Raw genomic sequence first — 13771 nt, 5'->3', positions numbered from 1 at the left:
CCTTTACATTAGTGTCCCCATTTTACCCGGATACTTTCCGCTTCTGCAACCATTCTTGTAATTAGCTCGTCCACTGTTGGGATATCATGGATCATGCCCGTCACTTGTCCTGCCCAACCAATGCCAGCATCCTTTTCTCCATCGTAAATAAAACGTTTATTGGCACTGCCACTAATATAGTCTTTTAAAGCCTCATAAGTAGGCGTTTCACGCTCTATTTCTAAAATTTTTGCTGTGAAGTCACTCCTTAACGCGCGTGCAGGCGCCCCAATAGAGCGTTTAATCACCGTTGTATCTGCCTCAGAACTCGCGAGTAATGCGTCTTTATAGGCTTGTGAGGCATCCACACATTCCTTCGTCGCAATAAAGCGTGTGCCCATTTCAATGCCCTCTGCACCAAGTGCATGTGCGGCCATCCAACCCCGACCATCGCCAATGCCACCAGACGCAATCACAGGAATTTTTACACTATCAACCACTTGAGGTACGAGCACCATTGTCCCAACGTCATCACGCCCAAGATGGCCACCACCTTCTTGTCCAACAACCATCACTGCATCTGCCCCTAGTTCTTCAGCTTTCTGAGCCTGTCTACGGGCTGCAACAAGCACTAGCTTTTTAATGCCTGTTCCTGCAAGTAAATCAAAAATCGGTGCGGGATTACCGCCTGTCATTGTGACAACAGGTACATTTTCTTCAACAGCAACTCGCACCATATCTTCATAGCCTGTGCCATGCATTCCAATGGCAAAATTTACACCAAACGGCTTATCTGTTAATGTTCTTAGTTTTTGTATCTCTGCACGCAATAAGTCTGGGTCGCGTAAACTCATCGCCGTTATTTGCCCTAAACCGCCAGCATTTGACACAGCTGCTGCTAAATCAGCATATGCTAAATAGGCTAATCCCCCCTGGATTATTGGATATTTAATCTTTAATAGTTCGGTAATACGTGTCTCCCATTTCATCGAATCTCTCCTTTCGTTCCATACTATCTTCTCGTAATCACGAAAAAATCCTTTTATTTTTTTAATTAAAGTCTATTTTTTCATGTCGTTAGGTGCTATAATTCATTTGTTTTCTTAGATATTATAAAAGTGAGGTGGTACCTGCGTTGTCACAATTAGAGACTCCATTGTTCGACGTATTACTAAAACATCGGAACAGACATCCAATTCAGTTCCATATTCCAGGCCATAAGAAAGGGCACGGTATGGATCCTGCTTTCCGAGAATTCGTCGGCGACAACGTTTTATCAATTGATTTAATCAACATTGCTCCACTAGACGATTTACATTCACCAAAAGGTGCTATCAAGGATGCGCAAGCACTGGCAGCAGAAGCCTTTGGTGCTGATCATACATTCTTTTCCGTTCAAGGTACTAGTGGCGCCATTATGACGATGATACTGACCGTCGTCGGTCCAGGTGATAAAATTCTAGTACCACGGAATGTTCATAAATCCATTATGTCAGCGATTGTTTTCGCTGGTGCAATTCCTATTTTTATTCATCCTGAAGTAGATAGTGAATATGGCATTTCTCATGGTATTTCGGCGGAAGCTGTAGAAAAGGCTTTAAATGCTTATCCGGACGCCAAGGCTGTCCTTGTTATTAATCCAACTTATTACGGCTTCTCTGCGGATTTAAAACGCATTGTCGAAATTGTCCATCGCCGTAATATTCCAGTCGTTGTCGATGAAGCACATGGCGTGCACATTAAATTCCATGACGAGCTACCATACTCAGCAATGGAAGCAGGCGCGGATATGGCTGCAACAAGCGTACATAAGCTTGGAGGCTCCATGACGCAAACTTCAATTTTAAACGTACGTGAAGGACTAGTTTCAGCTAAGCGCGTACAAGCAGTCTTTTCTATGCTGACAACAACATCAACATCCTACCCATTACTTGCATCGCTCGACACAGCTCGTCGTCAGCTTGCAATTCATGGCTATGATTTAATTGGGGATGCACTACGTTTAGCAAAAGATGCGCGTAAACGCATTAACCAAATTCCACATTTAAAATGTGCAGGTAAGGAAAAGCTTCACTCGTCCGCAACATACGATATGGACCCACTAAAACTGTTAATTAGTGTAAAAGATTTAGGCATATCAGGGCACCAAGCTGAGGAATGGCTTCGTCACAATGCAAATATTGAAGTAGAGTTATCGGACTTATACAATATTTTATGTTTAGTGACATTAGCAGATACGAAAAAAGAAATTAATCTTCTCATCAATGCTTTAAGCCGTATGTCAAAAGCTTTTGATTCAGAAGCTGCTGTTACTGAAACAGTTGTCAATGTACCTGAAATTCCAGCACTTGCAATGTCACCGCGTGATGCTTTTTATGCAGATACAGAAGTAGTCCCTCTTGCAGAAGCAGACAATTGTATTTGCGCTGAATTTATTATGGTCTACCCGCCTGGAATACCTATTTTTATTCCCGGGGAAATAATTACACAAGAAAATATTCGTTATATTCAAATGAATATTGAAGCTGGTTTACCAGTTCAAGGACCCGAAGATACAACATTACAAACAATTCGTGTTATTAAAGAACGCAGAGCAATTATTTAAAAAACAAAGCTACCTCTTCATTTTAGAAGGGGTAGCTTTTTATAGTTGAATCATACAGTTGTAAGCATTCTTACATAAAATACCTTTATTTTACAAACCTAAAATCCCCATTCTTTTTCTATCCCTATTTACACTCTTTCATTCTATTAGTTAAATTCTATTGCATTGCTTTCATCAAATTGAAAAAGATTGTATTAATAATTGTATAAAGCAAAAAAATAGCTTATGTGCTGTCCTTTACTTACAATATTTATAAAGGGAGTGAATTGTATGAATACATGGGATGAACGATTTAACACAATTGAATACGTCTATGGCGAACAGCCAAATACGTTTATAGAAAACTATGTAGAATTTTTAGAGGGGTATGTTAATGTTGCCGCATATGCTGAAGGAGAAGGTAGAAATGCTGTTTATTTAGCTTCTAAAGGGCATGTGGTAACGGCTTTTGATTATGCAAAAAGCGGTCTTGAAAAAACAGCACAGTTAGCAAAAAAGCATGGCGTTACTGTCAACACACAACTGCAAGATTTACTGCAAGATGAACTACCAGTAGAAACATTTGACGCTGCCGTGATGGTATTTGGTCATTTTCCCGCAGAACAGCAACATGCCGTTTTTCAACGCATCGTCAATTCGGTTAAACCCGGCGGTCGTATTATGATGGAATTATATTCCACGTCTCAATTATCCTATGCAACAGGCGGTCCACAAAATATTAATTTCCTATATAATCCAGCATCGGTGCTTATGTGGTGTCAGCCCTATAAAATTATTCATTTCTTTACCGGTGAACAAATACGCCATGAAGGTACTCTACACACAGGACTTGCACATACCATTCAATTAATCATTGAAAAAAGTTAACTATGCTTGTGTCAAGCGAAAATGCTAGCACCCTTTACAAGCCCATTATGCCTTGTAAAGGGCTTTCTTTTATAAAAATAGATAGACAAAGAGTGGACAGAGAAAAGCTCCTATAATCGCTGTTAACCCCATAGAAAGCGAACCAACCGATAATTCTTGCTCACCATACTCTCTTAGTTTTACAAGCCCAACACCGTGCGAGGCACTTCCTACTGCTACACCTCTACTGACAGCAGAATCAATTTTTCCATATTTCAATACGAATGGCCCAATAATAGCGCCGACAAAACCTGCAATCATAACAAAAACCGCCGTTAAAGGAGGAATTCCGCCAATTGTTTCACTTACCTGCATGCCAACAGGCGTTGTTAAAGATTTAGGTAACGCCGTCAGCATCCAATTTTCTTTAACACCGATCCATTTGAGCATAACAAAAATGGTTACTAATCCAGTTATCATCGCTAATATGATACCGGATAAAATAGAAACTTTATATTTCATAATGATGGCTCTCTGATTATAAAGCGGGTAGGCAAGTGCAACAACAGCTGGCCCCAACATTTTTTGTAGCCATTCTCCTCCTACCATATAGGTTGAATATGGAATATTAAAAACAAGTAAGATAGCTGCACTGACAATAGTTGTCGTCACTAATGGAATTATTAATGGGTGGGGAAACCGTTGATACAGCTTTGTAAATAATATAAACAGTCCAATTGTACCAAGTACAACAATAAGTTCAATCAACAAATAATTCTCCCTTCCCCTCTTCAATAGTTACTGCTTGTTCTTTCTTCGCTACTTCTCTTTTTTCAATCAGTTGGGTGAGTATTCCCGTTACATAAATAGCTATTAATGTACTAGCAATAACCGCCAAAATAATCAGCAGACCCGTTGTTGACATCAGTTCTGGATAATCAATAATACCAACAGTTGCTGGAATAAAGAACAATGTTAAAACGCCAATTAAAAAGCCAGCACCATCTTGAATGTATTCTACTTTCATTAGTTTAAAATTGAGTAAAAGTGCCAATAACAGTAAGCCAATTACACTTCCTGGAAGCGGAATGTGTAAGTAAGACACAATGCCCACACCGATGTAATAAAAAATATTAAGTATGCCAATTTGGACAATAATACGAACAACTCGCATTAATATCATAGTAAAATTTTCGTTCATCATTTCGCCACCGTTCCCCCCTGTTACGCTTATTCTACAACTGAAGGAATTTTCTGTCTATTACAATTTTAGAAAAATAATAGAAAAAAGAGTCAACCCAAACACGAATGAGTTGCTCCTTTGTGTACAAAATCCGCTTAACTGCGCACTTTTTCTATATTTACGCTATTGCAATAATTTAAATAAAAAGTACTAAATATAACGACATACTTGTCGCTCCCTATAAGGCGTGCCCTGAACCACCGTCAATATTTACAGCTGTTCCTGTTACATAACTTGCTGCATCTGACACTAAGAAAGTAATGACATTAGCTGCTTCTTGCGTTTCCCCTACACGACCTAGCGGAATAGATTGACCAACTTTACGAGAGTAGTCATCCCACGAAAGGTCTTGTGCTTCTTTTTTCCATAAATTTTCAATTTGATCACTTCGAATTAAACCAATACACACTGAATTCACACGAATATTATCTTTTCCTAAATCTTTGCTCATGGCCTTCGTTAAAGCGAGCCCAGCTGCTCGACTAACAGTAGTAGGAAGTGAACTTGCAGGAGGCGTTTTAGCCATTACTGCCGTTACATTAACAATCGCACCGCCGCCTACCTTTCGCATATAAGGCACAGCATATTTAGAGCAATTGATAGCACCAAACACTTTTAAATCGATATCAGCTTGCCACACTTCACTGCTGACCGTTTCAAACGGATTAGCTGACGCTGTGCCTGCGTTATTAATCACAATATCTACGCGTCCATAATGCTCCACAGTACGTTCTATAAGCCTCTTACAGTCTTTTTCCTTCGTAATATCCGTCGGTACAATTAAGACTTCCTCGCCCGTTTCATTTTTAATGCATCCAGCGGCCACCTGTAGCTGTTTTTCACCACGTGCACTAATTACTACCTTTGCACCTTCTTTTACTAGCTGCATCGCCGTATAATAACCAATCCCTTTACTTGAACCAGTAATAATTGCTACTTTTCCCTTTAAGCCTAATTCCATTTCGCCCCACCTCTATGTTTTCAAATAGTTATTTACTAGTTTTACTGTATCAAAGTTAGTAAAATTATACAAAAAAACGACTATAAAGCGAACATGCTTTATAGTCGTTTTATATGTTCAATTATTTTTTCGCTACAATATGGATTGGGTTGCCTAGTAATACTTCAGCAGCTTCCATTGTAATTTCACCTAATGTTGGGTGAGCATGAATTGTTAACGCGATATCTTCAGCAGTCATACCGCCTTCGATTGCTAAGCCCATTTCAGCGATCATATCAGATGCACCAGCACCTACGATTTGAGCACCAATTAATAAGCCATCTTCTTTACGCGCAACTAGTTTCACGAAACCTTCTGTTTGGTTTAATGCAAGCGCACGGCCATTTGCTGCGAATGGGAATTTCGCTGCAGTATATTCAATACCTTCAGCTTTTGCTTGATCTTCGTTATAACCAACTGTTGCCATTTCTGGATCAGTGAAGCATACAGCAGGAACAGCTAGATAATCTACGATTGATTTCTCGCCAGCGATTGCTTCAGCAGCCACTTTACCTTCATAAGAAGCTTTGTGTGCAAGCTGAGGACCTGCTACGATATCACCAATTGCATAGATGTTTGGAATGTTTGTACGGCATTGTTTGTCAACTTTAATAAGGCCACGTTCACCGAATTCAATGCCAACACCTTCAAGACCCATTTCATCTGTATTTGGACGACGACCTACAGTTACTAATACATAATCAGCTTCAACTTTTTTCTCTTCTCCGCCAACTTCATACGTAACAACTACGCCGTTTTCTGTTTCTTCAACGCCTTTAGCAGATGCGTTTACTTCAATTTCAACGCCTTTCTTTTTAAGGCCTTTTTTCACGATTTGTGTCATTTGTTTTTCGAAACCAGCAAGAATATCTTTGCCACCTTCGATAATTGTTACTTGTGAACCTAGGTTTGCATAAGCTGAGCCTAGCTCTGTTCCAATGTAACCTCCACCGATTACAACTAATTTACTAGGTACTTCTTGTAAAGAAAGTGCGCCAGTAGAGTTTAGTACACGCTCAGAGAATTTAAACGTTGGAATTTCAACTGGACGAGAACCTGTTGCAATAATAACATTGTTAAATGTATATGTTTGAGCAGATTCACCATTGATGATACGCACTGAATGAGCGTCAACGAAATACGCTTCACCTTGTACAATTTCAACTTTATTTCCTTTAAGTAAGCCCTCAACACCGCCAGTTAATTTCTTAACAACACTGTCTTTAAAAGCTTGCGCTTTTGAAAAGTCTAATTTCACATCAGAAGCGATGATACCCATGTCATCTGAATGTTTAGCATGCTCAAAGCGGTGACCCACTGAAATTAATGCTTTTGATGGAATACAACCTACGTTTAAGCACACACCACCAAGTACATTTTTTTCAACGATTGTTACTTTTTGGCCAGTTTGAGCTGCACGAATTGCTGCTACATATCCTCCAGGACCTGAACCAATGACAAGAGTATCTGTTTCGATTGGGAAATCTCCTACTACCATTTTTGTTACGCCTCCATTAATAATAATTCTGGCTCACTTAACAAACGCTTTAAGTGATTTAAAGCATTTTGCGCAGTGGCTCCATCGATCATGCGATGATCAAAGCTCAATGATAATGCTAACACAGGTGCAGCTACAATTTCACCATTTTTTATTACAGGTTTTTCAGAAATTCGACCAATACCTAAAATCGCTACTTCAGGGTGGTTAATTACTGGCGTAAACCATTGGCCACCTGCAGAACCGATATTCGTGATAGACATGGAAGCGCCCTTCATTTCATGCGGAGCAAGTTTACCATCTCGCGCTTTTGTCGCTAAGTCATTAATTTCATTTGAAACTGCAAATACTGATTTGCGATCTGCATGTTTAATAACTGGAACTAATAAACCTTTTTCTGTATCTGCTGCAATACCGATATTGTAGTAGTGCTTCTGAATAATTTCTTGTGTTGCATCATCTAAAGAACGGTTAAATTCTGGGAATTCACGCAATGTTGAAATAAGCGCTTTTACTACGTATGGTAAATACGTTAATTTTACACCTTTTTCAGCAGCAATATCTTTGAATTTTTTGCGATGTGCTACAAGAGCTGTTACATCAACTTCATCCATTAGTGTAACATGAGGTGCTGTTTGTTTCGAGTGAACCATTGCCTTGGCAATCGCCTTGCGAATACCAGACATTTTTTCACGTGTTTCTGGGAAGTCTCCTTCAAGAACAACTGGCGCAGCTTGGGCAGTTTCTTGTTGAGCAACTGCTTCTTCATTTGCCACTGGAGCTTCTGCAGCTTGCACTGCTCCACCACCATTTAGGAAATTCTCAATATCTTCCTTTAGAATACGACCGTTTTTACCAGTACCTGACACTTCATGAATATTTACTTCATTGTCTCTTGCAAATTTACGAACAGAAGGCATTGCAATAATACGTTTTGTACTATCTGCTGTTTCTTGTTTTACAGCTACTTCCGCTGTTGCTGGAGCTTTTGGTGCTTCTTCTTTAGCAGGCGCTTTTGCTACATCCTGACCAGCTTCAGCCGTTGACTGAACTTGTGCCTCCGTTTTCGCCTCTGCATGATCGTCACCTTTAAGTTTTAAATCTTCGTAGCCTGGAGCATCTAAACGGATTAATACATCGCCAACAACAGCAACTGTACCTTCTCCTACTAAGATTTCCTCTACTTTCCCTTCAACTGGTGAAGGAATTTCTACAACTGCTTTATCGTTTTGTACTTCACAAAGAATATCGTCTTCTTTGACAGTATCCCCAGCTTTAACGAACCATTTTACAATTTCGCCTTCGTGAATACCCTCGCCAATATCCGGTAATCTGAATTCAAATGCCATGTGTACCCATCCTTTCTCTTTGCTTTTCTTCAAATATGCAAACTACATTAGAATGTTAAGACTTTTTTCGCTGTTTCCATTACATCTTTATAGTTCGGTAACCAAACACCTTCAGCTTGTGGGAATGGGTACACTGTATCTGGTGCTGCTACACGAAGTACAGGTGCTTCTAAACTCAAGATAGCTCGTTCTGTAATTTCAGCGACAACATTCGCAGCAATACCTGCTTGTTTTTGTGCCTCTTGAACAACGATTGCTCGGCCTGTTTTCTCAACTGACGCAATGATTGTTTCTATATCGATTGGTTGAATTGTACGTAAATCAATAACTTCTACAGAATGCCCTTCTTTTTCAAGTTCTTCTGCTGCTTTTAAGCTTTCATGTACCATTAAGCCATATGCAATAATTGTTAGATCTTTACCTTCACGTTTTACATCTGCCTTACCTAATGGAATTTCATATGCTTCCTCAGGTACTTCTTCGCGGAATGAGCGATATAATTTTAAATGCTCTAAGAAAATGACTGGATTGTCATTGCGAATAGAAGATATAAGTAATCCTTTAGCATCGTAAGGTGTTGATGGTACAACGACTGTTAAGCCCGGCTGTGCCGTCATTAAACTTTCTAAGCTATCTGAGTGCATTTCTGGTGTATGCACACCGCCACCAAATGGAGAACGGATTGTAACAGGTGCGTTATATACACCACCGCTACGGTAGCTTAAACGAGCTAATTGTCCACTGATTGAATCCATCACTTCATAGACGAAGCCGAAAAACTGAATTTCTGGAACTGGTCGGAAACCTTGAAGCGAAAGACCGATTGCTAAGCCACCAATACCTGACTCTGCTAATGGTGTATCGAATACACGATCTACACCAAATTCTTTTTGTAGGCCTTCAGTTGCACGGAAAACCCCACCGTTGACGCCTATATCTTCCCCGAATAACAGAACGTTTTCATCATTCTTTAATTCTGTGCGAAGCGCATCTGTAATTGCTTGAATCATCGTCATTTGTGCCATAGGTTATTTCGACTCCTTCTCTTTGTAGATTTCATACTGTTCTTTTAAATTCGAAGGCATTTCGCCTTTGTACATATTTTCCATTAACTGTGTTACTTTTTGCTTTGGTGCAGCATCGGCTTTTTTAATTGCGTCTTTAATTTCTTCTTTCGCACGCTCAATAACAGCCTCTTCTTTTTTCTCATCCCATAGTCCTTTACCCTCTAGGTATTTACGGAAACGAACTAACGGGTCTTTTTGAGCCCACTCGTTATCCGTGTCAGACGTACGGTAACGTGTTGGATCATCCCCCGCCATTGTATGTGGACCATAACGGTAACACATTGTTTCGATAAACGTTGGACCCTCACCATTGATTGCGCGCTCACGTGCATCACGAGTAGCAACGTACACTGCAAGTGCATCCATACCATCTACTAAAATACTTGGGATACCTGCTGCAACACCTTTTTGTGCAATTGTTTTTGCAGCTGTTTGTAATTCACGCGGTGTAGAAATTGCGAATTGGTTATTTTGTACGATGAAAATGGCAGGTGATTTAAATGCACCAGCAAAGTTCATTCCTTCGTAGAAATCACCTTGTGATGACCCACCATCACCTGTATAAGTAACTGCTACAGCTTTTTTACCTCGTTTTTGCATACCAAGTGCCACCCCAGCAGCTTGGATAAATTGTGCACCAATAATGATTTGTGGTGGTAAAACATTAACACCTTCTGGGATTTGATTGCCCTCGAAGTGACCACGTGAGAATAAAAATGCTTTATCTAACGGTAAACCATGCCATACAATTTGTGGTACATCACGGTAACCTGGTAAAATCCAATCTTCTTTTTCTAATGCAAAGTGAGAAGCAAGTTGTGAAGCTTCCTGACCAGCTGTTGGTGCGTAGAAGCCTAATCGACCTTGACGGTTAAGAGAAATGGAACGTTGATCTAAAATACGTGTATAAACCATACGCGTCATTAACTCAACTAACTCTTCATCTGCTAATTTCGGATCTGCCTCTTCATTTATAATTTCGCCTTCTTCGTTCAAAATTTGAAACATTTCAAACTTTTCTTCGATTTCAGTTAGCGTTTGTTGTGGATCAAAAATATTATTGTTTTTTTTGCTCATTTGTCACATCTCCCTTTCAACTGTATTAAAATAAATCACTTTCAAACTAGTACAACTTATTCTTAGGACTCAGTATACTGAATAAAATACAGTCGGTCAATCATATATTACGCCTTATACCAAAGAATTTTTCTACAAAAACGTTAAGAGTAGACTGTCCTATACTGTATCACTAATAATAAAAATCTGTATTACAACAACTTCCTTTAAGCGCTCAAACATTACGTTTCTCTAAATAATGACCAATAGTAGAATACCCCAGTTTTCTGTAATCTAATAGCTACACAAAAATTTTTTAAGTTTATTTAAATAAAGTCTTTTTTCATGTGCATGTTTTAATGCGTGATGTATACTTATAAATAAGGTAATACAAAGATTGAAAGGAAGATTCTCACATGATTTTAATGGATGATATAATTCGCGAAGGCCATCCGACACTCCGCACTAAAACAGAGGAAGTTCAATTCCCTTTAACTGATGAAATAAAACAGCTTGCTACAGATATGCTACAGTTTTTAATTAACAGCCAAGATCCTGAAATTGCCGATAAATATGATTTACGCAGCGGGATTGGATTAGCTGCTAACCAAGTAAATAGTCTACACCGCATGTTTGCCCTTCACTTAAAAGATGACAAAGGAGAACAATTGAGCTTTATCGCAATCAATCCGAAAATTGTTAGCCATTCTGTTGAAAATACCTATTTGCCAACTGGCGAAGGTTGCTTATCTGTTGATCGCAATGTCCCTGGGTATGTGCCACGTCACGCACGTATAACCGTGAAATTTAAAACAATGGACGGCGAAGAGAAAAAAATGCGTCTAACTGGCTTGCCAGCTATCGCCTTCCAGCATGAATTAGATCATTTAAACGGCATTATGTTTTATGATCGCATCAATGAAAAAAATCCATTTGCTGAAATTCCAGACGCTGTTCCATACGAACGCGACTAAGACTCACTAGTAGCTACGACGGATGCTTTCCGCTGGCGCACACGTAAGCGCCTACCATCGCTGTCGCGCGGTCTGTTGCGTCTTACATTGCTTGCGTTCCCCCAGGAGTCTACGTGGATTTTTACTTGGCAAGTCATAAATACATGGCTAACACGGAAATTGAATTAGTTGCCTGACACTTACTCTTATATGCATAGCAAAAAGTGTTAGATTGATTGCAGTCAATCTAACACTTTTTCGCTTTTATTCTATCTGCTATCTTTTAAACTAATCGCGCATTAATCGTCTCAATTAATGCCGGCAGTTCACGCATTGTTTGAATCGTATAGTGTGCACCCGTTTGTTCAAAAATAGCTTTTGTTTTTTCAATAACGGCTTGTTGCTCTTCATCAGATAGACTCATAAATTCTTGTTCTGTTAAACCCATTTCAGAACTTCCGACTATAACGCCAACAGCCCAAACTCCGGCATTTAATGCCTCTTGTATATCTGACGTAGTATCCCCGACTTTAACGACTTGCTTTGTCGCTTTCACGCCAAGTTCTTCTAAATTTCTGAAAATCATATATGGATAGGGACGTCCCTTATCTCCTATATCAGTCGGTGTAACTAAAAAATCAGGCTTGTATCCTTTCTCAGCAGCGTGATGTGTCACGACTTCCATCATAGCGGCAGTATAGCCTGTTGTGGAGCCAATGCGTATTCCGGCTTGTCTTAATTGTTGAACCGTTTCTTTCACATGTGGAATCGGGTCCGTATACTTAGCAAGCGATGCCATTAATTTCGTTTCAAACTGCGAATACAGTGCCTGTACATCTTGTTCTGTAAATGAACGGCCATACACACGTGCCCATGCTTCACTCACTCTTGGCATCTCAAGCATCGTCCGAATATGGTCAATTTTCAACATGCCCATCGGTTTGCGTGCTTCTTCTAGTGTCACCGCAACACCTGCATCTTCAAAAATAGTAAGAAATACATTGACAGGTGCAAAACAACCAAAGTCAACCGCTGTACCTGCCCAATCAAAAATTACCGCTTCAATTTTCATTATTTTTCACCGCCATATAGTTTTCAATAACATTACATAATGTAGTCATATCTTCCTCATGAACATCCCCTATATTACCGATTCGGAATGTATCAAATTCAGTTAGCTTACCAGGATAAATAACAAAGCCTGCTTGTTTCATTTCATGATAGAAATGCTCGAAAGAAAATCCTTCATATGGATATAAAAACGTCGTGATAATCGGTGATTGCATTTCCGCTGAAATATAAGCTTCAAAACCACAGCGTGATAATCTTTCACGCAATAGTTGATTATTTTTAGCATATCGTGTGTAGCGTGCCGCAACGCCACCTTCTTCAGCAAGTTCCTCCAACGCCTTTGCAAAGGCCGCTACAACATGTGTTGGTGATGTAAAACGCCATTTCCCGTCTACACTCATCACTTCCCATTGTTTGTATAAATCTAATGCTACACTCTTGGCTTGTCCTTTACATTTTTCTAACGCTTCTATTTTCGCAACAACAAATCCAAAACCTGGCACGCCTTGAATACATTTGTTAGCACTACTGATTAAAAAATCAATTTGCATATTCGATAAATCCATTGGCACGCCACCAAAGCTACTCATTGCATCTACAATAAATGTTTTATTAAACGATTTTACAACTTTGCCTATTTCATCAATAGGATTTAATATCCCCGTTGTCGTCTCACAATGGACAATCGCGACATGCGTAATAGCAGCATCTTTTTCAAGTATAGCTTGTACTTCTAAAGGTGATGGTTGCTCATGATACGGTACACTGTAAACAACATGCTGTAATTGAAGGACTGTTGCCATTTCTACGATTCGTTCCCCGTACGCTCCATTTGTAATAATGAGTACCTTATCTGCATTTCCAATAGCAGTTGTCAGAACCGATTCAACGACAAAGCTCCCACTTCCTTGCATTAAGATAGCTGTATAGTCTGTATCATCAACCTGCGCTATCGCCACTAACTGTTTGCGTATTTCTTGTGTAACTTGCTTGTAGTCGTCATCCCATGTACAGCGATCCACTAGCATCTCTTTTTTTACTGCTTCTGTAGTTGTTAGTGGACCGGGAGTTAATAATTTGTAGGTATTCATATTGTTAGACTCC

At 39.6% G+C, this 13771-nt stretch carries 13 protein-coding genes; 3 read left to right on the top strand and 10 right to left on the bottom strand.

Annotated elements, in window-relative coordinates; translation table 11 throughout:
* Positions 1–8 precede the first annotated feature (8 nt).
* Positions 9–968, bottom strand: a complete 960-nt coding sequence (locus I5435_RS04000) for an NAD(P)H-dependent flavin oxidoreductase (RefSeq protein WP_024362197.1) — start codon at positions 966–968, stop codon at positions 9–11.
* Positions 969–1114: 146 nt separating this feature from the next.
* On the opposite strand from I5435_RS04000, the gene I5435_RS03995 reads away from it, so the two are divergent.
* Positions 1115–2584, top strand: coding sequence for an aminotransferase class I/II-fold pyridoxal phosphate-dependent enzyme (locus I5435_RS03995; RefSeq protein ID WP_024362198.1), 1470 nt, complete (start codon positions 1115–1117; stop codon positions 2582–2584).
* A gap of 270 nt (positions 2585–2854) precedes the next feature.
* Positions 2855–3451, top strand: a complete 597-nt coding sequence (locus I5435_RS03990; protein WP_337983293.1) for a class I SAM-dependent methyltransferase — start codon at positions 2855–2857, stop codon at positions 3449–3451.
* Positions 3452–3520: 69 nt separating this feature from the next.
* On the opposite strand, the gene I5435_RS03985 is transcribed toward I5435_RS03990, so the two are convergent.
* From I5435_RS03985 to pdhA, 7 genes are all read right to left on the bottom strand, one after another.
* Positions 3521–4198 (bottom strand): LrgB family protein, encoded by a 678-nt coding sequence (locus tag I5435_RS03985; protein ID WP_337983292.1) that lies wholly within the window; start codon positions 4196–4198, stop codon positions 3521–3523.
* Positions 4191–4634 carry a CidA/LrgA family protein gene (locus tag I5435_RS03980; RefSeq protein WP_038509463.1) on the bottom strand — a complete coding sequence of 148 codons (444 nt, stop codon included), beginning with the start codon at positions 4632–4634 and terminating at the stop codon, positions 4191–4193. The genes I5435_RS03985 and I5435_RS03980 overlap by 8 nt, the downstream gene beginning before the upstream one ends.
* A 217-nt stretch (positions 4635–4851) precedes the next feature.
* Positions 4852–5634 (bottom strand): SDR family NAD(P)-dependent oxidoreductase, encoded by a 783-nt coding sequence (locus I5435_RS03975; RefSeq protein ID WP_337983291.1) that lies wholly within the window; start codon positions 5632–5634, stop codon positions 4852–4854.
* 121 nt (positions 5635–5755) lie between these two features.
* A complete protein-coding gene (lpdA, locus tag I5435_RS03970) occupies positions 5756–7171 on the bottom strand; it encodes a dihydrolipoyl dehydrogenase (RefSeq protein ID WP_024362203.1) in 1416 nt (471 codons plus the stop codon).
* Positions 7172–7176: 5 nt separating this feature from the next.
* Positions 7177–8520, bottom strand: a complete 1344-nt coding sequence (locus I5435_RS03965) for a dihydrolipoamide acetyltransferase family protein (protein WP_107895635.1) — start codon at positions 8518–8520, stop codon at positions 7177–7179.
* Between the two features lie 47 nt (positions 8521–8567).
* Positions 8568–9545, bottom strand: coding sequence for an alpha-ketoacid dehydrogenase subunit beta (locus tag I5435_RS03960; RefSeq protein ID WP_024362205.1), 978 nt, complete (start codon positions 9543–9545; stop codon positions 8568–8570).
* 3 nt (positions 9546–9548) lie between these two features.
* A complete protein-coding gene (gene pdhA / locus I5435_RS03955) occupies positions 9549–10664 on the bottom strand; it encodes a pyruvate dehydrogenase (acetyl-transferring) E1 component subunit alpha (protein ID WP_024362206.1) in 1116 nt (371 codons plus the stop codon).
* A gap of 395 nt (positions 10665–11059) precedes the next feature.
* Here pdhA and def point away from each other — a divergent pair, with 395 nt between their 5' ends.
* Positions 11060–11617: a peptide deformylase gene (gene def / locus I5435_RS03950; protein WP_024362207.1), complete on the top strand. Its 558-nt coding sequence runs from the start codon at positions 11060–11062 to the stop codon at positions 11615–11617.
* 262 nt (positions 11618–11879) lie between these two features.
* Here the strand turns inward: def and phnX are convergent, their stop codons facing one another.
* On the bottom strand, positions 11880–12668 hold the full coding sequence (phnX, locus tag I5435_RS03945; RefSeq protein ID WP_029747190.1) for a phosphonoacetaldehyde hydrolase: 789 nt from the start codon (positions 12666–12668) through the stop codon (positions 11880–11882).
* Positions 12658–13758 carry a 2-aminoethylphosphonate--pyruvate transaminase gene (gene phnW / locus I5435_RS03940; RefSeq protein ID WP_337983290.1) on the bottom strand — a complete coding sequence of 367 codons (1101 nt, stop codon included), beginning with the start codon at positions 13756–13758 and terminating at the stop codon, positions 12658–12660. The genes phnX and phnW overlap by 11 nt, the downstream gene beginning before the upstream one ends.
* Positions 13759–13771 lie beyond the last annotated feature (13 nt).

Origin of the sequence: Lysinibacillus sp. C5.1, from assembly GCF_016350185.1 — a bacterium.
Lineage (GTDB): Bacteria > Bacillota > Bacilli > Bacillales_A > Planococcaceae > Lysinibacillus > Lysinibacillus sphaericus.
The sequence above is the reverse complement of the archived record's forward strand: the minus strand, read 5'-3'. Positions and strand labels throughout refer to the sequence as shown.

Bases quoted from the DNA above. Each gene is read 5' to 3' on its own strand.
- I5435_RS04000 (WP_024362197.1), bottom strand. From the start codon at position 968: ATGAAATGGGAGACACGTATTACCGAACTATTAAAGATTAAATATCCA.
- I5435_RS03990 (WP_337983293.1), top strand. From the start codon at position 2,855: ATGAATACATGGGATGAACGATTTAACACAATTGAATACGTCTATGGC.
- I5435_RS03980 (WP_038509463.1), bottom strand. From the start codon at position 4,634: ATGATGAACGAAAATTTTACTATGATATTAATGCGAGTTGTTCGTATT.
- I5435_RS03975 (WP_337983291.1), bottom strand. From the start codon at position 5,634: ATGGAATTAGGCTTAAAGGGAAAAGTAGCAATTATTACTGGTTCAAGT.
- lpdA (WP_024362203.1), bottom strand. From the start codon at position 7,171: ATGGTAGTAGGAGATTTCCCAATCGAAACAGATACTCTTGTCATTGGT.
- I5435_RS03965 (WP_107895635.1), bottom strand. From the start codon at position 8,520: ATGGCATTTGAATTCAGATTACCGGATATTGGCGAGGGTATTCACGAA.
- I5435_RS03960 (WP_024362205.1), bottom strand. From the start codon at position 9,545: ATGGCACAAATGACGATGATTCAAGCAATTACAGATGCGCTTCGCACA.
- pdhA (WP_024362206.1), bottom strand. From the start codon at position 10,664: ATGAGCAAAAAAAACAATAATATTTTTGATCCACAACAAACGCTAACT.
- def (WP_024362207.1), top strand. From the start codon at position 11,060: ATGATTTTAATGGATGATATAATTCGCGAAGGCCATCCGACACTCCGC.
- phnX (WP_029747190.1), bottom strand. From the start codon at position 12,668: ATGAAAATTGAAGCGGTAATTTTTGATTGGGCAGGTACAGCGGTTGAC.
- phnW (WP_337983290.1), bottom strand. From the start codon at position 13,758: ATGAATACCTACAAATTATTAACTCCCGGTCCACTAACAACTACAGAA.